Genomic DNA, 25,368 nt, shown 5'->3' on the forward strand with positions numbered 1-25,368 from the left:
GTATAAGGTTTGGATTTACGATAAGAGAAAAAGAACGAAAATCAGAAAGATGCTTGGCGAAATAGAATTCGGAATTGAGGAATTCTCCGAGCTTACAAACTTAGATTATTATTTCTCTAACTTTTCAATGCAGGCCTTCGATATAAAATTTTCGACTCTTCGCAAAACAATACCTTCAGGATTTAAGTCCATTGGACTCGAACCCCAGGAATCAGAAAAAGTATCAACATTCGTCAATATAATTGACAATCTCCCCGCCCACCGCGCGGAATACAACGAGCGCTTTGTTCCCCATGAGATTAAAAAGTATACTGAGTTTTTCTCTTGCCTTGAAGAGTATCCACTCTCTGTGGATCAGATGCGAGCAGTAGTTACGGACGAGGACAATAACCTGGTCATCGCCGGCGCAGGAACAGGAAAAACGACCACCATCAGTGCAAAGGTTGCCTACATCTTAGAAAAAGGACTGGCCGGTCCAGAAGAGATGCTTATCATTTCCTTTACCCAAAATGCAGTAAAGGAGATGTACAATAGAACAATTGAGTTCTGCGCATGGCATCCGGATGTAGAAAAAATCACGGTTCGTACCTTTAATGGATTTGGTAATATGGTCTGCAGATCCTGCACGGATTATCCTATTAAATTAGCTTTCGACGATGAGTATGCTTGCAAGGCATTCCTTCAGGATAGCTTTGATGATCTCTTCCTCAATGATAAGGACTTCTCAAAAAAAGCCACAAACTTTATTACCTTATTTGATAGACCATTTGTAGATGAAAGTGAGTTCAAAACCAGAAATGAGTATCTCAAACATGAACGAGCACATAAATACGTCTCGCTCAATGGTATAAAAGTTAAAAGCCATCAGGAACTACAGATTGCGAACTTCCTATTACTTAATGGAATTTCCTTTATCTATGAGCAGAATTTTCCCTTGATGAGGGAGGATCTTAATCCACAATACCAGAGCTACGCACCGGACTTTTACCTACCTGATTATGAAATATACCATGAGCATTACGGAATCGATGAGAATGGCGATGTACCAGATTGGTTTGGATACAAACCACCTTTTCAGAACGCGAGGGATCAATATCATAATGGCATACAGTGGAAAGAAAGCATTCATGCAAAGTACGAGACCAGACTCATCAAGACTTACTCCTTTCAGGCAAAAAGAGGGAGACTGTTGTTATATTTGAAGCAGCAGCTTGAAAATCTTGGAGTTGAGTTTAAGCCGATGAAAGCAGAGGATATACTCCCTGCCATTAAAGAAACTGAGCACTACGAGAACTTTATAGGATTGGTTTATACATTTCTACAGTTGATGAAGTCAAATAATGCCAGTCCGGAGAACTTTAAACAGTTTAGTGGCGATCAGAGGCTTCGAGTATTTTTGGATGTATTTACGCCCCTATATCAAAGGTATGAGCAGAAGCTCATAGCCAATCACAGCATTGATTTCAGTGATATGATCAATTCTGCCGCCCATCGAATTAGTTCGAGTGAATATGATAAAAAATACAAATATATACTAGTAGATGAGTTTCAGGATATGTCACTGGGGAGATACGGATTGCTCAAAGCATTAAAAAAAGCTAACCCGTCAGCTAAACTTTATGCAGTTGGAGATGATTGGCAATCCATATTTCGTTTTACTGGAAGTGATATTTCCATAATTACTGAATTCTCATCACATTTCGGTGTGAGCGCAAATTCCGAGGTACTCAAAACATACCGGTTCAATCGCGAAATACTCGAGTTAAGCAGCGGGTTTATTCAGAAAAACCCAGCCCAGCTTACGAAATCTCTTTCTTCAGAAATGGAGGCCTTACATCCTTCATTCGAACTCTGCCCGATTTCCGTCTACGGATCAGCAGCCAGTCAGGCATTATTTAAATGGGACATGCTGAATGAAATAATTTCCAGAATCAGCCTCCAAAAACAATCAGCAAAAATATTCATTATAGGTAGGTACAAGCACAATATGCCACCTGACCTAAATGAACTTCAGAAAAAATACACCAGCCACACTATCTCCTATTTCACGGCGCATAGCGCTAAGGGATTAACCTGTGACTATGCAATCCTTATGGACTTGGATTCTGGTGTTTACGGTTTTCCTTCTGAGATGGCTGATGATCCGATTTTAAGTTATCTGCTTCACGAAGGCGATGATTTTGAAAATGCAGAAGAGCGAAGATTGTTCTATGTAGCCTTGACCAGAGCACGACATAAAGTATTTTTATTGTACAACCAATTTTCACCGAGCAAGTTTATAGATCAGCTCATTGCAGACAGAGTAGTATCTCATTCCGGCAGAAGTAATCAATTATGTCCCGAATGCAGTGGAATCCTTATGGAAAGAAAAGGGAAAGAAGAAAAATTTATCGGCTGCAGCAACTATCCTTCTTGTAGATATACAACTCCAATCGCAGGGTAAGTTTTTATACATCCTTCATCCGCAACTTAACGGATTTACGCTCACTTAGATACCCATGTGCTCAAGACGAAATTTAAAGATAACATTGGCCCGCTAATTACTATCGCTAGCAACAAAGGATTCGAGTATCTAAACGCCCCGCGTCATCTCAACTCGCATTTTGATTTTCAGATACTTGGGTGAGTTCCCTATTTACCTATCATCAACAGCTCATTAACTAAATTAAAGAGGAAATATCCAAATGTCAAAAGACCGAGGATAAGGAATATGACATAAAATTTTTGAGGATTTTTACTGAGTATAATAAACTCCGCTGGATTTTCCGGAAGATAAAGTAATTCTACAATCTCGCCTTGTTTAAATAGCGAAGGTGAACTACCAAATGAATTTTGATGCGAAACATAAAACCCATCAGTCAACTTAAATTTAACTATTGGGTGATAGCAAAGCGGACGAGTATGTCCGCCTATAACCAAATCAGTCACAACACCCTCAGTTTTTACAGCTTGTTTCCTATAGAGCTTAGTTTTGACTGACTGTGCCAAATAAAATACCAAAAAAATCACTCCGGTTAAACCGATTATCAAATTCTGCAATTCCATAGCTTTAATTCAATGTATTACAATAAATTGTAGTTATCGGCTATAAAATATTTATATAGTTTTCGTAGCCTTAATTTGATTCTAATATAGAAATTTGTTGTTAAATCAATTTGTGTTCCTAACCAAACCCCTGCATAGTTGCATACGCCATTACTCGTTTATACCTAAAAGTACCCGACTCATATTTCTCCAGCCAAGCCCCACTCGTGTCCAAAAATGGGCTCTGACTTTTAGAAGCTGCATTTTTCTTAACCTTGTTATAGACCGACCTAAAATAATAATGGTTGAAGATTCGATTGTATTCGGTAAAATAGATATCTGCAACGCGCATATTCCCACGGATGACGAGCATGTTTTCATCGTTACTATTCGTAGATGCCGTACTAAAATTTGCAGAGCCAGTAACTACCAGCGGATCACTACTCAAAGGATCAACCAGCAAAAACTTAGAGTGAATGTAAGAAACATGTTTGTTCACCCCCAATTTCTGCGGAGAGATCTCCTTTGCCCACTGATAAAGGGAGTCCTTTAGATAGTTTCCAAAGGCCTGATAAACATTCTGTCTGTATCCGATCTTCACAAATGTTGATTTGTTCTTTTCTGTCGGAGCATCCTCTTTTTCCAACAAGAAAAAAGTAACCGCCGAAGTAGCATCGTTGTCCAATACGGCTTCTTTGAACAACTTATTGATACCAAAGGCAAGCGTAATGCAGGAAACACTTCGCGCACTATCTAGCATTTTCACATAACTTTCCAACACATCTGGTCCACGGCGTGGACTAAATACTGTGGTTATGCCCTCCGCAATATCCTCCAGACGGGTGTATCTGAAATTTGGCTGAAGATCCTCCACCGCAAGCTTTAACTCTTTGTTTTTGGCCATGCCGGTGTTCTTATCGTCTCCTGCTTGCGCACCTGGATCGGCAGACAGTATATTCCAATAGGCTAAGAACTTTTCCGCAACAGCTTCATTCCTGACCCAGTGGCCAACGTTTGTCTGCCCGTGAATCCCACCATCGGAAATATTTGTAGATCCGGTCCATACCTCCTTGGCAACTGCTCCAATGGGCTTGTAGACCATAAACTTGTTGTGCTGGATATTACTTTTGTTGGCCTTGCGTTCAATAATCGCCGACATAGGAATTCCCGCAGCCTCTATAAAACGGATATTGTCTCTCCAGGGGAAAGCCTCTACGTCTTTCTGTTTTTTAGTATCATAACTCGAATTATCTTTAGCATCAATGATGATCTTGACCTTAACTCTTCTATCCAGTGCCAATTTTAGCTTATCCAGAAGCGGGCGATACCTGAATTCGTAAAAGCAGCAATAAAGCTTATCCCCTTCTACACATCTATCTACAAAGGCAAACATCGCCTCATCCAATTCTCTGCTGAGCCAGTCGAGGGCTTCCTGCTTTTTAACCGGGTCCTGAATATCTTTTGGCCCTAGGTTATTGAACCTTATTCGGTATGCCTGACTACTGGCCACTCCCCTGTTAAAAAAGACGTCGTGTTCCTGATCGCTGAAAAGTGGCTCGGTGCTGATCTCCAGTGCAATAGGATCGGCAGATCTGTCCAGCGCATTTGGTGTTCCCTTAATCGGATGAAACCAATAGGTATACCTGGAATTGTCCTTACAGGTAAAATCGTCCCATACAAAACTCTGTACCGGGTGATCCTCAGTACTCACCACCGTATCTTCATTGGGATCTGGAATAATTTCTTTGAATACTTTGTACCCTTTGATATACCGCCTGTTGCCCGACTGCTGATCTAGCCGCTCGACGGCAAAACCAAGCAGTCCGGCAGTATCTGCCTGTCTGAAATCAATAGCAAAAGAAATGGTGTTGACGCCGGATATCGCGTATACAGTGTATCCGGAAACGAGATCTGATTTAGCCCTCATGAGATGTAATTTAGATTAACGTTAACTATTTGTAATAAAGATAGTTAAACAAATTAAAATCTCAGTTAAAATCTTATTAAGATTATCATCTATGACGCAGTCAGCTAAAGCTTTTGCAAAGCTTCTCTCACCATGTCTTTGTTGGTTTTAGAAATGGGTATCTTTTCTCCGGACATCAAAAGTAGAATACCACCGTCTTCTCTTAACCAGCTTTTTAGGCGTCCACCCTATTTGCCCATCATCAAAAGCTCATAAGCTAAACTAAAGAGGAAATATCCAAATGTCAAAAGACCGAGGATAAGGAATATGACATAAAATATTATCTAGCAGTAATGCGATAATTAAAAATTATACATCGTTTTTTGTTATCAGAAGGGTTTGCTAAATCCTCCAACACGAACTATTAATACAATAAAATGAATAACTTTATATATTGAATTAACCGGCTCTCTATCAAATATGAATTGGACATTATCAAATCACTGCCTGGCATTTTTATTATTATTGTCAAGTTTCTCTTTGGCTCAAAGCAAAAAATTGCCGAAGAATGTGAAGCAAGCGGTAGCATATCTGGAGCTGGAATGCCCTGACAGTTTAAAAGCGCTCATTAAACAAACCGAACCAAATGAGCTAAAAAAGTTAGTGTACCCGACGGGGAAAAGCTTTAAAGTGCTGTTTGATTGGCTATATGGAGATGACGAAAGCCCGAAATTGATTAACTATATAGAAAGTAGAGGCATTAATAATTATCAGAAAGAGCTAATATTAACAGCATTCAGGAACCACATACTTTCAAATCATATAACTGAAAAAGAAGTATTTATTAGTTATAAACAGCAGGAAAGAAAGCTCGAGGCTGAAAATGCAATTAGATATAGTACCGATAGTTTAAACGGTGTGTATATCCCAAAAGACTTGGAGGAATGCTTTTTACAAATCAATTCGTTTTGGCCTGACAGCACCAGAAACAACGTTAGACAATGGGCTGAAGATATCTTTGGAGCAAGGGCACATTTGGGTTTTGGGATGTGGGTGAGAAACAATTGGGGTCTTTGGGGAGGTTCCCGTCTTAGTGCCTATTTCAACAATTTAGGCATTGATCATCCTGATGAAATGTCGGGGGTAATCTTGACTTCGTATCATCGAAAGCTCAATAACAAAAGCATTGACTTACAACAGCAATTGGAAGCTATCCGGGAATCCCATAAAAACGCCGATAGTATTGCTTTGAAACAAAAGAAAGAGCGGTATGAGTCTTATAAACTTGGAGATACCCTATTATTTCGTTATAAACACGGATTCGTAAGTGAAAAACAGGAAGATTTATATGACGACGACGATTGTATAGCAAAGGGAATAGTTACCGCAAAAAATGAAAAGGATTTTCTAATTAAAGTAAAAGTAATTAAGAGCTGTGATCCAAAAGGAATTATCTATTATGATAATGAAAACCTCATGATATTCAACCAGAAAACAAAAGTGATGGAAAAACCAAAAAAAAGATTGATTCTGCGTATTAAACTTGGAAAAGAATATTGGAGTAGTTATTTAGATTGGGATAACCTGTAATTTCTTAATATGAACTTATTTATACGATGATACGTCTACTCAGCATCCTAGCATTACTTCTGATTTCTTGTTCTCCAAAGGAGACTAAATTACTCGACTTCGGAGATTTTACAATTGAAGTTCCAAATCATTGGCAGCAAGTTAAATTGAGGGGAATTGATAGCTACGTAGGAAGAATTAAAATTAATGACCATGAAAGTGCAGAATTTGATCTTGGAGCATATTCTAATAATTTGGATGGCGATGACCAAACCTACGAATATCTGACCATTGACAATAAGAAAGCTAAAATAGTCAGACCGAAAATTTCAGGGAAGGGAATGACTGGTGTGTACATTGAGAGCCTCGGTGACTCCTACGGTGATAGAGACAGATTTCAACTTAATGGCCAGAATCTCACATCAGCCAATGAACAGCTTTTAATTAAAGCCCTGAAGACTTTAAAATTTAATCGCAAGTAAGAACAACTGAACTAGATATAAATCAAACTCAATTGCAAAGACGACAAGTTAAAGACTATTGACCCAGACGATTGTCCAACACTCAGGACGGAATAGAATCACCCTTCGGCGTTTTTCGCTTTAGCACCAGCGCTGTAATTATAGATACCAATAGTCCAACCGGCAATATTTCCATGTAGGTGGCTCCTGCTACGCCAATCCAACTGCTATACCACTCTCTAAACATATCAATTTGTTGGCGGACAGCTGTTACCTGCTCAGCACTCATTTGACTTGTTTTTGCAGAGCTCAACTGGTAGGCGGCTAATTTATCAATGAAATCAGGGAAGAAATTATAATACGCTATCATCCAGCCGGCAACATACAGCGTTGAGGCAATGAGCGCCATGTATAAGGACATCAAAAAAGCCTTGCCAAACGTGATTACACCACCGTTAAATTTGTCTCTGTAGTTCTTCACGCCTACAAATATGAGCGAAAAAGACAGCAGCATGGCTGCGTAGCCAAGCAGCATGCTCCCTTCAAAGGAATCTTTATTATAACAATACGCGATAGAGGCAACCATAAAGGTAGCCACACAGATACCTGATATTAGTCCGTAAACAAGTACATTTCTTTTCATGTCGATTTGAATTAAAGTTTAGGCTTCAAAGTTGAGCTTTCCACTTATTTTTTGCCTCATACTTTAGTATGATTTTAATAAAAATAGGCTTTCTAATACTAAAAGGTGAGAAACACTACGGTATAATTTTCAACTTTCTGGCCTTTTCAACAGCCTGGGTACGGCGTTGTACTTCCAGTTTTTCAAAGAGTTTTGACGAATGCGTTTTGATGGTGTTCAACGATAAAAACAAGCGTTCGGCAATTTGCTGATTACTTAGTCCATCTGCTATAGATTGCAATACTTCCATTTCTCTGCTAGTCAGTCCCAGGCGGGTAAGCTCTACTTCATTCAATATAAAATCGCCGGCTTCAACTACTACCTCCTTCTCTACTATTATCGTATTGGTTTTGGGTCGAGTGAGTTTGTTTGACAGCCAGATACCCAGTGCAGTAAATAATACAGCAACGGCCCCGGCATACAGTTCAAAAGTATGGTCGATTATAATCAGACGCCACTCCAGCCATTTCATGATCAACAACAACACAGCCAGCGATGCTCCGTATAATAGTATAGACCGGTTGCGTATAATGAATTTCAAGAGTTTTAATTTATATGAAGATCAAAAATAAGATAAATAACAATCGTAGTAAAGTGATTATTTCCTATCGAGAAGATATATTAATCCATTTTCCTTTATATCCTTATTACTATCAGAAGAGTCATATTCGCGCTTAAACTTCAACTGTGTAGTAGATAAGCCTTCAGATAATTTGAGATTTTTTACTGAACTTCTAAACAAATCATATTGGAGTGGCACCTCAGCCCATTCCAGAGTATACCAATATGAATCAATGATTTTATTGTCATTATTGGTTTTAATTATCAATATGTCATGGAACTCCTTAACCAATAGCGGACCACCGTAGTTGTATGCATCTCCTTTAAAAGTTGCAATGAATTGGTAGTAATTAAACTTGCCCGGCACTGCATCAAATATTGGCATTAGATTTTTTAGAGTACGTTCGTTTTCAATATTATCATCTATACTACCAAGTTTCGAATTATTGAAATCAGCATTTTTCACATGCTTTTTGAGAAAAAATTTAAATGGTTCACCCAGACCTGTTGCTGAATCTTGCTTGTCAGTTTGAAATACAACTTGCATATCCGGTGACTGGCAAGAAATCTGTAAGGCAAGAATTAGGAAAAAGAATAAAGTTAATAATTTTCTCATTTTTGTATCGGTCAGTCTAAAATCATAAGATAATGTAATCATCTAAGAGCCACTTTCAAAATGATTGAGAAATATGGCTACGCTGATCACTTTTGCTTAGATCCTGTATAATTAATAAGGGTTCGTTACCTTTTATTCAATTTATTAACCGCATCTTCCAACCAACGTTGTATGGTGGGCAGCCCCCCGCGTTCCCTTCCGAATAAAAATGATTCAGCGGTTTCAAGAGCATAGTATTTACGATAATAAGTGTCGGGATTTATTATGATTGCATCCGTGGGTATTAATCGAATAGCCGCTTCGTCACATGAAGAGTAAATCAACTGACCCTGCTCCATGTACCCGAACAAATTGATGCCCCCACTCATTTTTTTCTGTTCCAATGTTCCAATACCGAGATCCAAAACAACCGGATTTTTACCTAATTTCTCGATCTGATCATAGCCTCCCGTGGTAAAACCGGGCATCCACGCAACGTAACTTTTGCCATTAATAAAGCTTAAATAGCCGATCAAAGTGTTATTCCTCAACATCAGATATTTCAACGCACCGGTCGCGAGGTTATAATATTTGGCAACATTCTCTCCATCTTGATAGAAGACAACATTGGGCGTCAGGTAATATACGGGTATATGCATAAAGGTGATCGCATTAAGATCAGCCTCATCAGCAATATTTTGTATAGCCATGTGTCTTCTTTTGCTACTATCTGTTTCAATAGCGCGTAGAAGTCCCTGTTTGACTTCCGGCAATTTTTGACGACCGTCCGCCATGTGCTCCAGATAAATGGGATGCGAATGGTTGCCTGGATCTACAATCTGCTGAACCAAGCGTGGCCTTAATACCTGTACTACCGATTCATCCCTTGTGTAATTACTACGGAAGCTTTTAGGTACCGACAGCTCTGCTTTTCTCCTGATAACCGTGTCCATGGCATTTCCTTTCCCCTTTATCCTTATTACCTGCTCTTTCGGCTGGGAGTCCGTTCTGGTTTGGGCATAGCCATTCACTGTTGGCGCGACTATCGATATCGCAGTGAGGCAAATGATAACAAAATTATGCAAAGATTTCATGGAGCGTGATGACAGATTATTTCGAGAGTTTATTCATTCTCTCTTCTATCAACGTAACCATTTCGTCGAATTCCTTTTCGTTGAATCCAATCGACTGATAAATGATCTTACCATTTTCGTCAGCAATAACATTGCGGGGAATGGACTGTGTAGCAAATAGTTTAAAGATGTTGCGTTTCAAATCCGGAAGCATTGGAAAAGTGAATCCTTTTTTCAGTTTGAAAGGATCAAGAATATCCCAGCCCTCTTCACGGCCAAAAATCAGGAACGCAAACTTAGGATTGCTTTTATATTTATTCCAGATCTTTTCCTGTACCAGGGGCAATTCAGCATTGCAGGGTCCGCACCAGGTGGCGAAAAAGTTAATTAATACCAGTTTGCCTTTATAGTCTGCAATGCTCACCGTTTTGCCTTTCTCAATTTCAAAAGAGAAATCAGGTAGTTTATCCCCTACTTTTGTGAGCGTAGTAGAGTCAGTCTGCGCTAGAACTGCAATCGGAAGTAAGGCAATAAGCACTAATAGTTTTAATGTTTTCATAACTAAAGATAAAGATTTTTTTTACATCTGGTTTCGTAAAGCAACTACACCATTTTTTCATATATTACATTTAAACACCTTATACTCAAACATTATGATCAAAAAATTAATACTCTCATTCACACTGATCACAGCAGCACTTAGTTCGGAAGCACAATCCAATACTGAGCAGCTTTATTAATTTGTTGTGCTATTCTCTTTTCAGTACTAATCTTTTTATCCGATAAAAACGTTCGCCATAGTCGAACCGAATTTCACCGTCATAGTTTTCGCCAAATCGCTTCTCAGTCCAATTGTTCCGAACAAGCATTTCTTTTTCTTGATCTGAAAATTCAATTTCACTTTCGTCTCTTGACTTTGAAAATTTAAAATAAATTGAAATATAGCCTCCTTTAGCCTTCATCTCAATCAGATCAAAATTATTTGAAATCCTTTTTAACGGGTCATTTTTATGTAGCTCAAAAAGGCTAAACTCTCGACCATTGGTTTGCCTCAAATGATCACGAATTAATGTTGAAAGTATGAATACGTCTTTATTGTTGTTTGCAATTGGATTTATTGTCAACAATCTCGAAGGAGTAGAACACCCAAGTAGAAAGATTGTCAGTATGATTAGGCTTCTGTGCATTGTAGCTTAATAGTATGTTAAATCTTCATAAATTTTATTTTTCTGCTTTGTTTAGCTCTCTTTTTTCTGCGTATTCCTTTACCACTTTATTTCTTTGGACCAGCAGCGTGCTCATATACTTTTCAAGAAATAGCTGATCAGCCAATTTACCGAAAACCCCTAATGGTGAAATGTATGTGAACACGTCAATCATTAAAGTACCATCTCCCCTTGCTTCAAAAACATGCTCATGTCTGAATGACTTAAAAGCTCCTGAGACCATTTCATCGACAAAATAATCAGGAGCATTCATCGCGGTGATTTTCGAAGTCAGCTTTTGGACAATCCCGAAATGCCGTGCTTCCCAGGTGACCCATTCGTTCAACTCAATCAATCCGGAAGTTTTACCCGCTACAGCTTTCTCATTGGTATGAGCTGTCGAGACCTGGTGAAGATCGATACTTCTTGCGAGATCAAACACCGTTTGTTTTGGTGCATCAATGAAGGTTTCTAATCGAATAACAGGCATATACAAATAAAGGAATCATTTCTGATAAATTAGGATATTAAAGAAGCTTATATGCCAATGCGATCGTTATTTTTTTTATAACTTCGTTCTGTATAATAATTCATCTAATGCTCTATTTTAAAACGATGCCATTCCCAGATTCTCTGACTCAACCTCAGATGGAAAAATTATGAACATTCGTGTCATTGCAACTCTCTTTTTATTTTTATTGTATACACCTACATTTTCGCAAAATAAAATGAGGGTTTTGGATGAACTTATTAATAATGAAGACTCTGGCTGGCCAATCGTGCAGGATTGGATTAAATCTGCAAAGAATAAAGTTGAAGTCTTAGCGGTTGATACTTCAAAAGCCAATAAAGCCTTATTGCACACGCAAGTAACAACACGATCTATCATGGGCGCAATCGTTTATCATTCAGGCGGTCTATTGATTGACAATGGCTGGATAAGGATTTTAGGATCTGGTCATGAGAAATTACCGAGATCATTACCTTCCTGGAATGAGGGTAAGTTAAAAAACTCCTTATTGATCGCTGATGATGTCATTGGCGGCTTTTTTATATTAAATGGTGGCGGACTAGGGTCAGATTTAGGAAAGATCTATTATTTAGCTCCTGATAACCTTACTTATGAAGCGCTTGACCGTGGCTATTCTGAATTCCTGGAATTTTGTCTAAATGGTGATCTTGAAAAATTTTATGATGGATTAAGATGGAAAAACTGGAGGGCAGATGTGTCGAAAATAAACGGAGATCAGGTATTTAATTTTTATCCTTTTCTTTGGACCAAGGAAGGAAAAGATATAAATAAGTCCTCAAAGAAAGTAATTTCAGTCGAGGAGCAGTATCTGTTCAATATGGATGCTAAGAAGCAACTTGACACTGACTGAATCATTAAGGTTAGGGAACACTAAATAAATGTTAGCAGTTATTCTTCGTTCAACAAGCAGCTTATGTAAAGTCAAAGCTTCGGCATTCCCTTCGTATACCATGTTGGATATCCCTTCCTCCATAAAGAACCACCTTCTTTTTTTCTGATCAAACGCTTATCGTTCGCTATTGCATATAATTTATTCTTTTGAAAAAAGAGTTTCTTCGGAAAGTGATCTTCTTCCTGCGTTGACCAACGCTTCGGTTCGATAAAATGATAAGCTGAAATAGGCAGATATGTGTGTCCAGATTCCCCATATTCTGAAAGAAAGGTATGGTTCACTTTGATCCGATTATCTGAATAAGTAACCGTATCATATATCGGAACTACCTTAAAATAAATGGTGTCATTGTTTATGCGCCACTTTCCACTTGACCACCTATGCGTTAAGCACACTCCCCAGCGAAAGGTAAAGGTGGAATCGGCGTTGAGTTCAAGGGAACTATTGGATAAACGATACTCCCCAACAGGTGTGCTTTGAGCGGATAACTTCAACGGAGTTACACTTGCTAAGACCAGTAAAGTAAACAATATCGAGCGCTTGATATATTGCATATCTAAATATAGAAATCTTAATAAACTTTTTATATAAAAAAGATTAATTAACCCTAAAGCGGTTAATAAACAGTAGTTTACAAGAGGAGAAAACTCTATCGGTAACGATTTAGTAATGGTGCTTATTGCACTTGCTTTCATTTGATTACCTTGTAAATCATTAGTGCAAATTTAATAAATAAAAGGGTGAAGTCTTAATATACTTTACCCTTTTTTTCGTTCTTATATTTTCAATTTAGATGCTCCCGTTAAAAAAATCTTTCCCAATATGGGGGGAACTGTGGTTTTTGTTTCAATTTAATTTCCAAAATTTGTCGTACCAACTATAAAGGTAACTCCGAAGCAATTAGTAATAACCTCTAAAAGATTGAGCTATGGAAATTGTGTTGAGTAAAATATTATTGCAAATTCGCCATCAGGAAGACAAGCTTTCTTCTCAAATGATGCGAACATCCGAAGAAGCATATCAAATGACTTTGTTCCTAAAGGAAATGTTGTGTTCCATAAAAACAAAAATTTCACAAACTGGATTTACAGATGGACAGCAAGAGATTTACTTTTTCAAGAATATTAAACCGCAAATCTTAGGGAAACTCATTTACTATAACAAAGTCTTCCGTATTGAAACTACTTGCCCAGTGAGCAAAGGTAAAATACATCAAAGTTACTTCGAGAACTTATTAAAAACCCTCAAATCGGAATATAAAGAAAGCATTTGTAATGAGGATTTTTACAGGTATTACCGTGCAGACAGAACAGACCGTGACCATACTTATTTCAGGCTCGGACAAATCAATTATCACGATGGATTAACAAGTGGCGTATTTGAAATCGACATTAGTTTTTCAACATATTATGATAATAAAATAGCCCACATTGTAGCGAATGAACTACTTTACTCTTATATTCTTACCAAAATCAATCCCGAAGAAAATCCTGATAATATATTACTAAATGGAGAAGCGAAAAAAGATATTTCTTGGACAAATTCTCAAAATGCACTTATTGAACTGATATATGCTTTGTATGCTTCAAATTCTATTTCACACGGAAAAATAGGCATCCGAAAATTAGCATTGATTTTTCAGGTGTTATTCCGAACTCCTTTAAATGATATACACCACTCTTTCCATCGGATGAAAACAAGGGCTGGCTCCCGAACTGCATTTTTAGACCAACTCAAATTATCTCTCGAAGAATATATGGATAAAGACCTTTAACCACTTCAGGACAATAATTTCAAAGCAGTACCCAAAATGTACTGCTTTTTCTTTGCCCATATCTGCCAATTGGCAAAACTCCATTATAAAAGATCCCAAATCTTGAAAACCCTTATTAATCAAAGGTTTTAATTGATTTTAAAAATTTTCAAAAAACAGAAAAACCAATTGGCAAGGCTTGGCAGACAAACACTGCCACCCTTTGCAACTTTGCATAGTGAACATTAAAAACCTGTGCAATGAAAATAATAACCATTGAAGAAGAAGCGTGGCAACAGCTAAACAGCCGTATCAATGCCATTGCCGATTATCTTAAAAGATTGGAAGATAAAAGCTATGATGACCTGTGGCTCAACAACCACGAGGTATGCCAATACCTGCACATCAGCGAAAAGACTTTATGGCGAATGCGTACCAAAGGCGAGATTGCTTATTCAAAAATCTACGGTCAATATTTCTACACCATTGGGGCAATTAAGGATATGCTGAACGCCAATGCAATACTAAGCAGCAATGAATTTGTACAGGAACTTATGGCAAAAGGTAAAAGTTATATCGAAAAAGGCAGAAAGCTAAAGACAGATAAAAAATAGGTATGAACCCTTAAAAATATCCTTATGAATATTGACAGAATGGAATTTCTGGCTTGGATGGAACGCTTAATAGGTCGCCTTGATATGCTGGGAGATAATATAGATGAGTTGCAAAAGAAACGCAACAGTCTAGATGGCGAGGAATTGTTGGATAATCAGGATTTGCTTCAAATGCTCAAAATCAGCAACCGTTCACTTCAACGGTATCGTTCCATTGGGAAACTGCCCTATTATACGATTAGCGGAAAATTGTATTACAAACTATCTGATGTGCATCAATTTATACGTGAAAGCTTTAATCCGCCAATAACTAAACTGAACGCCAACGAGTGACAAACACTGCCTTTGAGTACCACTTCGGGCAATGCGATAAATGCTTGTTTTACTTTCGATAGCGAATTTTAAATTTTTCAGATTATGAGCGAAGAAACAGCAAATAAGCAGGAAATACCCGAACAATTATCGGACATATTATTAGTGTTGGATAAAGAAAAAATGAAAATCCAAGCTGTAAAGAATATTGACGAAAACGGGAAAATGGAAACTGTTGAACCTACGAAGAAAAATCAAAACCAATTTATGCGTGTGGACAAGAGTGGCGATTTATTTTCCAACTTTTTCTCCAATTTTTTCAGCCAACTGAAGAACCCAACCAATTTTTCATTCTTCAAAGTACCTGCTCCTCTTGCTGTTGAAAAAGCAGAGCAAATGCAAATGCAGGTTGATAAACCAACTCCAGAAGGCGAAAAAATAATGAAAGAACACGAAATAAAAACAGAAAATCAAAATAAAATGGAAAAAGCACAAACAACACCAGAAGCCAGCGAATATCGCTACAAGCCGGAACAGATTGATTGGGACACGATGAACAATCTCGGATTAAGTAAGGAATACCTCGAAAAAAGAAACCTCCTTGAACCGCTATTGAAAGGCTACAAAACCAATGAATTGATAGCTGTAAGTGTTAATTTCGGCACTGCCATTCTGCGTACAGATGTCCGATTGTCGTTACAAACTACTGAAGACGGCCGTGTCGTTCCGGCATTGAATGGTATCCGTAAAGAACCCAACCTCAACTTTGAATTTTTCGGACACAAATTTACAGACGAAGACAAGAAAAACCTGCTCAAAAAAGGAAATATGGGACGTGTGGTTGATTTGAAAAATTCTAAAACTGGCGAAATGATGCCTTCAATCATCAGCGTGGACAGATTGACCAATGAGTTGGTTGCCTTACGAACAGAATTCATAAAAATTCCTGATGAAATTAAGGGTGTGAAACTCGATGATGCCCAAAAGCAAACTTTAATGGAAGGCAAACCACTTTCTTTAGAAGGTATGATTTCCACTAAGGGAACGGAGTTTTCGGCAACGGTTCAGTTCAATGCAGACAAACGTTATGTTGAATTTCTGTTTGACAGAAGTAATACCAACCAGCAAAAGCAGAACAACGGACAGAATAATCAGCAAAACCAAGCGCAGGAAGCTCCAAAAACATTCAGAGGAAAGGAACTGACCGATGAACAACATAAGGATTTCAAAAACGGTCAAACGATCTATATTGACGGATTGATGGATAAAAAAGGGCAACCGTATCAAGGTTATATCACTTTCAACCAAGAAAATGCAAAAACCAATTTTGAATTTCCCAATCAATACAAGGAAAGGATAAAACCTACCGAAGCCCATAAAACACAAACCGCCGTTAATTCTGAGGGAAAAACCAACGAAGCCACAAAAAAAATAAACGAGCCTTTGAAATCGGGGCAACAAACACCAAAAAACAAGCAACAGCAGGAACAACAAGAAAAACCCAAAAATCCTGCCAAATCCAAAGGCGTAAAAAGATAATCAAGTATGAAAACAATCATTGCAGAAAAACCAAGCGTAGCAAGGGAAATAGCCAGCTTGTTGGGAGCATACGATAAAAAAGACGGCTACCTTACAGGAAATGGCTATTCTGTTACGTGGGCATTCGGTCATTTAATAGGATTGGGAATGCCGGAAGATTACGGTATTTCGGGATTTGACAAAACAGCATTACCAATATTGCCAAACCCTTTTTTACTGACCGTCAGGAAAGTCAAAAAGGACAAAGGTTACTCAGTCGATACTGGTGCTTTAAAGCAATTAAAGGTTATTGAACAACTTTTTAATAAGAGCGATAGCATTATTGTAGCTACCGATGCGGGACGTGAAGGCGAATTGATATTTCGATACATTTACGAATACCTGAAATGCAACAAACCCTTTGAACGCCTTTGGATAAGTTCATTAACCGAAAAAGCCATCAAACAAGGATTTGAAAATCTTAAAAGCGGAAAAGAATTTGACGGATTATTTCAATCTGCACAAGGCAGAAGCCGTGCAGATTGGCTTGTGGGCATCAATGCTACACAGGCATTGAGCATTGCCGCAGGAAATGGTATTTACTCGCTCGGAAGAGTGCAAACGCCAACATTAGCTTTGATTTGCAAACGCTATTTGGAAAACAAAAATTTCTCTATAAAAAAATATTGGCAGATACAGCTATTGCACAACAAAGCATCAATAGATTTTAAAAGCATTTCCAAAACAAAATGGGAAGACCCAAAACTTGCCTATGATACCCTGAAAGCCATTCAACGAAGCGGAACAGCAACAATTGTATCAGTTGAAATCAAAAATGTAACAGAACAACCGCCTTTGCTGTTTGACCTTACTGGCTTACAAAAAGAAGCGAACAAAAAACTGAATTTGTCTGCCGAAGAAACCCTCAATATTGCCCAAAGCCTTTACGAAAAGAAGTTTATAACTTATCCACGAACTGGGAGCAAATACATTCCTGAAGATATGTGGGCAGAAATCCCCAATCTTGTGAGAGCTTTACAGGACAGAGAAAACTGCAAACAAGCCCTATCAAAAATAAAATGGGGACGTTTCAATAAACGAATTGTGAACGATTTGCGTGTTACCGACCATCACGGATTATTGGTTACAGATAAAATCCCATCCGCATTATCTGCTAAAGAAAATGCCGTTTATGATATGATTGCCTTTCGCTTACTTGAAGCACTTTCGCAAGCTTGTATCAAAGAGGTAACTGATGTTTGCACACAAGCATTATATTATGATTTTACGGCAAAAGGCTGTAAAATTTTGGAAGCTGGTTGGCGTTCTATTAAAGGTAATTTCTCTGATGATGACACCGAAGTTTTACAGGATTTGCCCGAACTAAACAAGGGCGATGAACTCAAAATAAAAGAAGCCACCGTTCTCGAAAAGAAAACCAAACCACCTGTGCTTTATACCGAAGCAGGACTTTTATCGGCTATGGAAAGTGCCGGAAAGGAAATCGAAAATGAAGACGAACGGAAAGCTATACAAAATATCGGCATCGGTACACCCGCAACAAGAGCAGCCATAATAGAAACTTTGTTTACCCGAAATTATATCCAAAGGGAAAAGAAATCTTTAATACCAACTGAAAAGGGATTACACGTTTATGAATTGGTTAAAAACCAGAAAATTGCAGACGTAGCGATGACAGCCGAATGGGAATTGGCTTTGCAAAAAATCGAAAACAATGAAGCAGATGCAGAAGCATTTCAAAAAGAGATGGAAAACTACGCTTCATCAATTACCAATGAATTACTACAAACTTCCATTGCCCAAAACAATCTGCCAAAGCTGGTTTGTCCGAAATGTAAAACCCAACAACTCATTATCCGTGATAAAATTGTCAAATGTCCTGATGAGGTTTGCAATTGGGTACAGTTCCGCAATGTGTGTGGCGTACAAATCGGAATAACCGATATTGAAAGCCTTGTGAGCAAAGGAAAAACTTCACTTATCAAAGGAATGAAGAGCAAAGCAGGTAAGAAATTCGATGCTTATATCGTGTTGAATGAGGATTATAAAACCTCATTTGAGTTTGAAAAAAACAAAAGCTACAAAAAGTAATGGAAAATAAACCCATCATTAACAGCAAGGAAATTGAAAATCGAATTTATAGCATTAGAGGGCAACAAGTGATGCTTGATAGTGACCTCGCAGGAATTTATCAGGTAGAAACCAAAGTTTTCAATCAAGCGGTAAAACGAAATGCAGAGCGTTTTCCCGAAAATTTCCGTTTTCAATTGACACAAGATGAATTTGATATCATCAACTTGAGGTCACAATTTGTGACCTCAAGTTTAAATTATGGTGGAAGACGTTATTCACCCTACGTTTTCGGCGAACAAGGTATCGCAATGCTTTCTGCCATATTGCGGAGCGATGTAGCTATAAAGGTCAGCATTGAGATTATGAATGCCTTTGTAGAAATGCGTAGAATAATTATCAGCAACGCTTCTTTATTTCATCGTTTGGATAAAATTGAAATTAAACAATTGGAAGCCGACCAAAAATTTGAAGAGATTTTTAAGGCTTTGGAAAGCGATAAGCTCCACAGCGAAAAAGGTATTTTTTACAATGGACAAGTTTTTGATGCCTACACTTTTGTTTCTGATATTATCCGAAATGCTAAAACCTCTATTATTTTGTTGGATAATTATGTTGACGATACGGTTCTTACTTTGTTGGGCAAACGGAATAATGATGTAACCGCAACCATTTACACCAAAACTATCAGCAATCAGTTAAGGCTGGATTTACAACGATACAACAGCCAATATTCTGCCATTGAAATCGAGATTTTCTCGGATGCTCACGACCGCTTTTTGATTATTGACGATACGGAACTTTACCATATTGGAGCATCCCTCAAAGACCTGGGCAAAAAATGGTTTGCCTTTTCGAGAATGGATATGGAGGTTGGAAGGATGTTACAAATTTTGAACGATATATAAACTCTCTAAATGATGCTTTTCTAAATTTCAACCTCTTCTGTATATCATTTAGTTTTCAGTTTTGTTATTCCTGTTTTATAAAGATTAATTGCTTTTTGTAGAATAGCTTCTATTGTCTGTATTGGTAAATCTTCGTTTGGGTCAAACAACATAATTTTCATTCTGCTTCTGTCTTCCTGAATTAAAAACGGTTCGCCAAACCGTTTTCTTTCCACAATTCCGATGTAAGGTTGTTTATGTTTTTTGTGAACCCACAAATAGCAAAACATTTTTCCTTTGTAGCAAAAAAATGGCATTCTATATTTCCACGTTGCAGAAATATCGTTGTCTTGATTTAAAATAATAGTACGAAGAGCCAACAAACAACTTCTTGTCGGCTCTTCGTGTTGTCCATAATAGTTTTCTAATGCGTTCATTTTACAGATACAAAAGTCTCTACCTCTGCATTGTCTCCATCATAATATTTTTTTCCGTGAATGGTAAAATCTGCTTGGTAGGCACGTTTTAAGTTTAACTCCTTATTACCCCATATTTCCAGCCAAGTGTTGAAAACTGCTTCCGGCATTTTACCTTTAGAAACAAATTTTTGATATGCTGTAGTTTCAATAGTTATCCCGACAAATCCTTTTGGAATATTTTCTAACGAACTTACTGGTAATCCTACAATTGTAGAATAAGGACCAGTAAAATCACTTTCATAATCAGTATAGACTGCATATATTTCATCACTAATTTTATTAGGGATTTGTTTTTGAATTTCTTCTCTCCAAAATTTGCCCCACAATGCTTCGATGTCTTTGGCAGATTGCCCATTTTCATTTGTTGTTCTTGTAGAAATTCCGATTACGTAAAATTTTTGAATAGTTTGATTGTTCATTGTTTTTAAGGTATTTGTTTGAGATTGAGCTTTAAATGAGAATAAGATTATTGCAAAAAGAATTAAGGTTTTGAATTTTTTCATTATCATTTTGTTTTAAATATGTTGCAAATTTAAAATGCACCTGCGACAACCCTATGTCAAGGGTACCGAACATTTTTTTCTGCAAATATCAAAATACTCCTCAAAGGTTATTTTATGAGGCTCAAACCTGTTGTTTTGTACCAACAAACTTTCAATTCTATCTAAACGAAATGCCCTATAATCATTTCTTAGCCTACAAAGTGCAATAAGCAACCAATTTTCTTGCGAAGTGTAAATCGCAAAAGGTTCCACGGTTCTTTCCGTTGTTTGGTTATTATCTGGCGAATAATATTTTATTTTAACAAGATTAAAATTTGTCAAGGCTAATTGAAGTGTGGACAAATTACTACTTGTGCGTTCGTTTTCGGTATTTTGTCCCGATATAATTCGATTGGAAAGCAAATTAGCTTTGTCTTTTGTATTGTTTCGTAATACAGATTTGATTTTACTGATTGCTTCAGTATAGTCTTTTACTAAAGATGCGTCTTTGTTTTTCAAAACCAATTGCTCGGCTGTAATCAAGGCGTTGGCTTCGCTTTCGGTAAACATTACAGGTGGAATTCTATAACCGTCCATTAAAGTGTAGCCTTTTCCGTCTTCTGTCAGAATGGGAACGCCCGATTGTTCCAATGCTTTAATGTCTCGATAAATTGTCCGTTTACTAATTGAAAATTTTTCAGCTAATTCCGTAGCTGTCAATAGTCGTTTTGTTTGCAATTGTGTCAGAATTGCAGTCAGTCTTGAAAGTCGTTTAGTGTCATTTTCATTCATTTTTCAGCCTATAAAAAAATAATTACAAAAATACAAATTAATTTCTCCAGCATTTTATAAACACAAGCCAAATCCATCCTTTCAAAGCCAAACCCTACCACTTTGAGGATTTCCGAGCGATTTTCTTGAGGTTGGAAGGATGCTTCAAATTTTGAACAAATAATAAACCGCCTGATTTTGGTGGTTTTATTATTTTAAGTTTTAGTAGATGCTTTTCTAAATTCTTTTAATTTCTTATACGCTCTGCCAATACTTCCTTTAGTGTATTTGTACCATTTATGGCTGATGGAAAGCCTGAATAAACTGTCATCAAAAGCATAATCTCTTTGATTTCGGTTTCGGTAAGTCCGATGTTCAGACCTGCGTTGATATGAAATTTCAGTTGTGGTTGTGCAGTTCCTAATGCTGTCAATGCTGAAATTGTTGCAATTTGTCGGTACTTTTCGTTCAAATTATCTCTTGAAAAAATGTCAGCATAACCATACTCAAGCGTGAATTTTACCAATTCGGGTGAAAAATCATTGTAAGCCATTTTTAATCGTTCGACTTGAAGACTATCCAATTTAGACAATTCTTGTTCGCCATATTTTAAACGGTTTGGTTGATTGGTTTTTGTTGCTGTTTTGCCGATTTCGTCTTTAATTCCGTGTTTTTTCCTTTCTGCCAAAACTTCTTTTAAAGCGTTCATTGCATTGATGGAACTTGGAAAACCTGAATAAACGGACATTTGTAAAATCACTTCTTTCACTTCGTTGATACTGCTTCCTGTATTTAACGCTCCATTTATGTGGACTTTCAGCTGTGGCTGTGCGTTTCCCATTGCTGTCAATGCGGCAACAACAGCTATTTCTTTGGATTTCAGGTCAAGCCCGTCTCTTGAATAGATGTCTCCGAAAGCATATTCGATAATGTAAGTTCCTAAATCAGGTGAAATTTCTTTCAGACTTTCGATTACTTTTTCGCCTGCTTCTCCGTCAATTTCTTTGAGCTTTCCCCAACCTGTCTTAAACCTTTCTGATTTCATATTTTCCGAAGACTTTATTTGTCCGTTTACTTTTACAGTCATTAAAAGCAAAAACGAAATGATTATAGTTACTTTCATTTTATCGGACAAAATTAGTCGGAAAACAAGCTATGTTGTTAGGACTTCTATCGGGTTTTTAGGTACTTTTCCCGAAAATTTGCAGGTGAAATATTGGTTTTCTTTTTGAAAATTCTTGAAAAATAAGAGTTGTCTTCAAAGCCGAGTTTAAAAGCTATTTCGCTTGTATTTAATGATGAATAAAGCAAAAGTCTTTTGGCTTCCGTTATTTTCAAATCCAATTGAAGTTGTTTGGCAGTCAATCCTGTTTCACCTTTACACAATTGGTTTAGGGTTTCAGTCGAAATTTTTAGTTTTTCTGCATACTGTTCAATAGTGAAATTTTCATTGGAATTTTCAGTTATCCATTTCTTGAATTGAGTAATCGTATCGCTTAGTTGTTTACGAGGCGTTTCAGATGTTGATAAAAGCAAGATAAGGTAAGGAATAGCGTTCAGTTGGTTGCTATCCAACGACATCCGCTTAAATATTTCTTTGACAAATTGAATATCATCCGTTTTTAAATCAACTAAAGGTAAGGAAAAGTCGATGTTAAGATGCTTGGCAAGATGTTCTTCAATGAGTAAAAAGTATCCACAACTGTCAACCGAATAATTCCAATTGTGAATTTGTTTTGGGTTAATGGTGAAAATTCGGTTTGGTCGGATCTCGTATTCGTCAAAGTCAATTACGTTTATTCCGTTTCCTTGCGTAAACCATACCAACGAGTAAAAACCGTGTCTGTGTGGCCATTCAATGTCAGGGTCAGGAGTATCTTCAAAAACTCCAACATAATATGCTGTCGGTTTAGTAAGTTCAGGAATAATGTCGCTGATTTGATAAATTTTCATTTTTAGAAAGCATCCGTTGCAATAACCAATAGTACAAAATTAAATGCAATTTGTGTCTAATCTATACTGTCGGATTTTCAACTACGAAAATACAAAATTTATACCCTTGTATTTATAATTCCGCCAAATCCCACCTCTCAAGGCCAAACCCTGCCACTTTAGCAACTCCACTTCTTCTGTTCGATACTTTAGCCATTGCAAGTAAAAATTACAAATCAGATGGAATTAGAAATGAATGAAGCAAAAAAATACGACATCATTTATGCAGACCCTCCGTGGCAATACAAAGTTTGGAGCAAGAAAGGAGCCGAGCGTAGTGCGGAAACCCACTATCAGACCCAAAGTGCAGCATATTTAAAAGATATGAATATACCGGCATTATGTAAGCCCGATTGCGTTTTGCTGATGTGGGCTACTTTTCCTTGTCTGGAACAAGCACTAGAACTTGGGAGAACTTGGGGCTTTACCTACAAAGCAGTTGCATTTACGTGGATAAAAACGAATATGAATAACGAGAGAATTTTTGTTGGAATGGGATATTACACCAGAGCAAATGCAGAAATAGTATTGCTGTTTACTAAAGGAAAACCACTTACCCGGCACGCAAAAGATGTTCCACAGGTACTCATATCTCCCCGTGCAAGACATTCAGAGAAACCTGATGAAATCAGGAAACGTATTGTTCGCCTGTTCGGCGATGTAGCCAGACTGGAACTATTTGCAAGGCAAAGTCCAACAGCGTATGATAGCGAAAACACTTTTGAGGGATGGGACGTATTCGGCAATGAGGTGAATAATTCAATAGAAATTCCCAAATAACCCGAAACGCCAAATCCATCCTCTCAAAGCCAAACCCCACCACTTTTTTAAAGGAATTATCAACCTGTTCTAATTTTAGGCTTCAAGTAAAATTATAAACAAAATATAGTATGGAAACACAACAAAAAGACCTATCGTATTTCAGGTTACGACTACAAGAATTATTAAATAACAGCTTTCCCGAAAAAGCAAACGACCAAAAATTTATTGAACAACGTTCTTCTTGGGCTACCAATGCTTACGAAGGTGCTTTTCAATCGAGCAATGACATTGAAAAATGCAATGAAATAGCCAATTACATACTTTTTGAAGGCTTGCATTTTTCCAAATTCGATACCGTTTTTCAAGTGGTTTGCAATGAGTTTGATACCATAATGGCAGATGAGGAACTGCGACCATTCGCTCTGAAAATATTGCCGATTTGTGAGCCGATTTTCGCTGGCTATGAATTAACTGATGACTTCGCTTATAATACTGATTTCGACTTGCTCTATACTGAACTGACCGGAACCATCGCAATATGGATTGAGAAAAATGGGCTTCAGTAAAAAGCAACATCTCCAACAGAACATTGATACCCTACGAATTGCTTTTAAACTTGGTCTAAAGAAAACAGATTGAGCGAACTGAAAACGGAACTGGCTGCTGTTGAAAGGAAAATACAGTTATCCATCACGCCAGAAACTAAAGAAGAACCACTGGAAAAAGCAGAAAAGCAGAAACAAACCCCAAACAATTCGGAGAATATTGTACGGACAAAAGGTATTCATTTACCTTGTGGTATATTATAAGAAAGGTTATTACTTTTCTTCCTTTTCATCCATTTTACTGATTAGTGCATCACGTAGGCAGTCAAGGAATTTCGTTCTGTTCATTTTTCGGCTTTTAAGTCCAAATAAGTGTGATAGAAATTTCCTAAACTAACATTAAAGGCAAGTTCAAGGGCTTTAGCAATAACTTTAATGTCCGCATTTCCATTATCAAAAACACCTTGTGAATGTAATGCATAAACCAGTTCTGTTAATGCAGTCTTGCTTCCCGTCCAATTAAGAGCAGAGTTATCAGATGCCTTTTTTTGATTGTTATTATTTAGTTTGTCTTCGATATAAACTTGTATCAGGTCGTTGGCTATAATTTTTGCGACCTTGTAATCGTGGGAAGTGGAAAAGCGATGATCTGCCTCAAAATA

The 25,368-nt window shown here is 37.4% G+C and carries 29 protein-coding genes; 13 read left to right on the forward strand and 16 right to left on the reverse strand.

Annotated elements, in window-relative coordinates:
- The first annotated feature begins 49 nt into the window (after positions 1–49).
- Entirely contained in the window at positions 50–2,443 is a 2,394-nt protein-coding gene (locus FA047_RS06265; protein ID WP_169304326.1) for a UvrD-helicase domain-containing protein, read from the forward strand.
- A 188-nt stretch (positions 2,444–2,631) separates the two neighbouring features.
- Here the strand turns inward: FA047_RS06265 and FA047_RS06270 are convergent, their stop codons facing one another.
- Positions 2,632–3,045, reverse strand: coding sequence for a DUF3592 domain-containing protein (locus FA047_RS06270; protein ID WP_136835091.1), 414 nt, complete (start codon positions 3,043–3,045; stop codon positions 2,632–2,634).
- A gap of 118 nt (positions 3,046–3,163) precedes the next feature.
- Positions 3,164–4,951: a phospholipase D-like domain-containing protein gene (locus tag FA047_RS06275; RefSeq protein WP_136835092.1), complete on the reverse strand. Its 1,788-nt coding sequence runs from the start codon at positions 4,949–4,951 to the stop codon at positions 3,164–3,166.
- 459 nt (positions 4,952–5,410) lie between these two features.
- On the opposite strand from FA047_RS06275, the gene FA047_RS06285 reads away from it, so the two are divergent.
- Together FA047_RS06285 and FA047_RS06290 are read left to right on the forward strand one after the other, a co-directional pair.
- Entirely contained in the window at positions 5,411–6,520 is a 1,110-nt protein-coding gene (locus FA047_RS06285; RefSeq protein ID WP_136835093.1) for a DUF6794 domain-containing protein, read from the forward strand.
- Between the two features lie 26 nt (positions 6,521–6,546).
- Positions 6,547–6,981 (forward strand): hypothetical protein, encoded by a 435-nt coding sequence (locus FA047_RS06290; protein ID WP_136835094.1) that lies wholly within the window; start codon positions 6,547–6,549, stop codon positions 6,979–6,981.
- Between the two features lie 82 nt (positions 6,982–7,063).
- On the opposite strand, the gene FA047_RS06295 is transcribed toward FA047_RS06290, so the two are convergent.
- The 7 genes from FA047_RS06295 to FA047_RS06325 form a co-directional block, all read right to left on the reverse strand.
- Positions 7,064–7,603, reverse strand: a complete 540-nt coding sequence (locus FA047_RS06295; protein ID WP_136835095.1) for a DUF4199 domain-containing protein — start codon at positions 7,601–7,603, stop codon at positions 7,064–7,066.
- 115 nt (positions 7,604–7,718) lie between these two features.
- Entirely contained in the window at positions 7,719–8,183 is a 465-nt protein-coding gene (locus FA047_RS06300) for a response regulator transcription factor (protein WP_225872645.1), read from the reverse strand.
- Positions 8,184–8,240: 57 nt separating this feature from the next.
- Complete coding sequence (locus FA047_RS06305) at positions 8,241–8,861, reverse strand: hypothetical protein (protein WP_136835096.1); 621 nt, start codon at positions 8,859–8,861, stop codon at positions 8,241–8,243.
- A gap of 83 nt (positions 8,862–8,944) precedes the next feature.
- A complete protein-coding gene (locus tag FA047_RS06310) occupies positions 8,945–9,892 on the reverse strand; it encodes a hypothetical protein (protein WP_136835097.1) in 948 nt (315 codons plus the stop codon).
- A gap of 16 nt (positions 9,893–9,908) precedes the next feature.
- Complete coding sequence (locus tag FA047_RS06315; protein WP_136835098.1) at positions 9,909–10,430, reverse strand: TlpA family protein disulfide reductase; 522 nt, start codon at positions 10,428–10,430, stop codon at positions 9,909–9,911.
- Between the two features lie 190 nt (positions 10,431–10,620).
- The gene (locus FA047_RS06320; RefSeq protein WP_136835099.1) at positions 10,621–11,058 is read right to left on the reverse strand and encodes a hypothetical protein; all 438 of its coding nucleotides are present in this window, start codon (positions 11,056–11,058) and stop codon (positions 10,621–10,623) included.
- A 34-nt stretch (positions 11,059–11,092) separates the two neighbouring features.
- Positions 11,093–11,566 (reverse strand): SRPBCC family protein, encoded by a 474-nt coding sequence (locus tag FA047_RS06325; protein WP_136835100.1) that lies wholly within the window; start codon positions 11,564–11,566, stop codon positions 11,093–11,095.
- Positions 11,567–11,804: 238 nt separating this feature from the next.
- Between FA047_RS06325 and FA047_RS06330 the strand changes: the two genes are divergently transcribed.
- The gene (locus tag FA047_RS06330) at positions 11,805–12,458 is read left to right on the forward strand and encodes a DUF2625 domain-containing protein (protein ID WP_136835101.1); all 654 of its coding nucleotides are present in this window, start codon (positions 11,805–11,807) and stop codon (positions 12,456–12,458) included.
- 71 nt (positions 12,459–12,529) lie between these two features.
- Here the strand turns inward: FA047_RS06330 and FA047_RS06335 are convergent, their stop codons facing one another.
- Positions 12,530–13,054: a hypothetical protein gene (locus FA047_RS06335; protein ID WP_169304327.1), complete on the reverse strand. Its 525-nt coding sequence runs from the start codon at positions 13,052–13,054 to the stop codon at positions 12,530–12,532.
- Between the two features lie 374 nt (positions 13,055–13,428).
- On the opposite strand from FA047_RS06335, the gene FA047_RS06340 reads away from it, so the two are divergent.
- The 6 genes from FA047_RS06340 to FA047_RS06365 all read left to right on the forward strand — a co-directional run bounded on the left by FA047_RS06340 (position 13,429) and on the right by FA047_RS06365 (position 19,696).
- Positions 13,429–14,274: an RteC domain-containing protein gene (locus tag FA047_RS06340; RefSeq protein ID WP_136835103.1), complete on the forward strand. Its 846-nt coding sequence runs from the start codon at positions 13,429–13,431 to the stop codon at positions 14,272–14,274.
- Positions 14,275–14,513: 239 nt separating this feature from the next.
- The gene (locus FA047_RS06345) at positions 14,514–14,867 is read left to right on the forward strand and encodes a helix-turn-helix domain-containing protein (RefSeq protein WP_136835104.1); all 354 of its coding nucleotides are present in this window, start codon (positions 14,514–14,516) and stop codon (positions 14,865–14,867) included.
- Between the two features lie 24 nt (positions 14,868–14,891).
- On the forward strand, positions 14,892–15,200 hold the full coding sequence (locus FA047_RS06350; protein ID WP_136835105.1) for a helix-turn-helix domain-containing protein: 309 nt from the start codon (positions 14,892–14,894) through the stop codon (positions 15,198–15,200).
- Between the two features lie 84 nt (positions 15,201–15,284).
- Positions 15,285–16,718 carry a DUF3945 domain-containing protein gene (locus tag FA047_RS06355; RefSeq protein WP_136835106.1) on the forward strand — a complete coding sequence of 478 codons (1,434 nt, stop codon included), beginning with the start codon at positions 15,285–15,287 and terminating at the stop codon, positions 16,716–16,718.
- Positions 16,719–16,724: 6 nt separating this feature from the next.
- The gene (locus FA047_RS06360; RefSeq protein ID WP_136835107.1) at positions 16,725–18,809 is read left to right on the forward strand and encodes a type IA DNA topoisomerase; all 2,085 of its coding nucleotides are present in this window, start codon (positions 16,725–16,727) and stop codon (positions 18,807–18,809) included.
- Positions 18,809–19,696: an ORF6N domain-containing protein gene (locus FA047_RS06365; protein ID WP_136835108.1), complete on the forward strand. Its 888-nt coding sequence runs from the start codon at positions 18,809–18,811 to the stop codon at positions 19,694–19,696. The genes FA047_RS06360 and FA047_RS06365 overlap by 1 nt, the downstream gene beginning before the upstream one ends.
- Positions 19,697–19,740: 44 nt before the next feature.
- On the opposite strand, the gene FA047_RS06370 is transcribed toward FA047_RS06365, so the two are convergent.
- The 5 genes from FA047_RS06370 to FA047_RS06390 form a co-directional block, all read right to left on the reverse strand.
- Entirely contained in the window at positions 19,741–20,112 is a 372-nt protein-coding gene (locus FA047_RS06370) for a DUF1801 domain-containing protein (protein WP_136835109.1), read from the reverse strand.
- On the reverse strand, positions 20,109–20,657 hold the full coding sequence (locus tag FA047_RS06375; protein ID WP_136835110.1) for a GyrI-like domain-containing protein: 549 nt from the start codon (positions 20,655–20,657) through the stop codon (positions 20,109–20,111). Before FA047_RS06375 ends, FA047_RS06370 begins: the two co-directional genes overlap by 4 nt.
- Positions 20,658–20,708: 51 nt before the next feature.
- On the reverse strand, positions 20,709–21,428 hold the full coding sequence (locus FA047_RS06380; protein ID WP_136835111.1) for a helix-turn-helix transcriptional regulator: 720 nt from the start codon (positions 21,426–21,428) through the stop codon (positions 20,709–20,711).
- A 226-nt stretch (positions 21,429–21,654) separates the two neighbouring features.
- On the reverse strand, positions 21,655–22,530 hold the full coding sequence (locus FA047_RS06385) for a carboxymuconolactone decarboxylase family protein (protein WP_205943249.1): 876 nt from the start codon (positions 22,528–22,530) through the stop codon (positions 21,655–21,657).
- Between the two features lie 47 nt (positions 22,531–22,577).
- Positions 22,578–23,360, reverse strand: coding sequence for a helix-turn-helix domain-containing protein (locus FA047_RS06390; protein WP_136835112.1), 783 nt, complete (start codon positions 23,358–23,360; stop codon positions 22,578–22,580).
- A gap of 219 nt (positions 23,361–23,579) precedes the next feature.
- Here FA047_RS06390 and FA047_RS06395 point away from each other — a divergent pair, with 219 nt between their 5' ends.
- The 3 genes from FA047_RS06395 to FA047_RS06405 all read left to right on the forward strand — a co-directional run bounded on the left by FA047_RS06395 (position 23,580) and on the right by FA047_RS06405 (position 24,970).
- Positions 23,580–24,179 carry an MT-A70 family methyltransferase gene (locus tag FA047_RS06395; protein WP_225872646.1) on the forward strand — a complete coding sequence of 200 codons (600 nt, stop codon included), beginning with the start codon at positions 23,580–23,582 and terminating at the stop codon, positions 24,177–24,179.
- Between the two features lie 110 nt (positions 24,180–24,289).
- Positions 24,290–24,727 (forward strand): DUF1896 domain-containing protein, encoded by a 438-nt coding sequence (locus tag FA047_RS06400; protein WP_136835113.1) that lies wholly within the window; start codon positions 24,290–24,292, stop codon positions 24,725–24,727.
- A 69-nt stretch (positions 24,728–24,796) separates the two neighbouring features.
- Positions 24,797–24,970, forward strand: coding sequence for a hypothetical protein (locus tag FA047_RS06405; protein ID WP_205943250.1), 174 nt, complete (start codon positions 24,797–24,799; stop codon positions 24,968–24,970).
- Positions 24,971–25,050: 80 nt separating this feature from the next.
- On the opposite strand, the gene FA047_RS06410 is transcribed toward FA047_RS06405, so the two are convergent.
- A partial coding sequence (locus FA047_RS06410; protein WP_449415934.1) for an RteC domain-containing protein occupies positions 25,051–25,368 on the reverse strand: 318 nt, incomplete at its 5' end.

The sequence above is a fragment of the Pedobacter frigoris genome (assembly GCF_005116445.1).
Lineage (GTDB): Bacteria > Bacteroidota > Bacteroidia > Sphingobacteriales > Sphingobacteriaceae > Pedobacter > Pedobacter frigoris.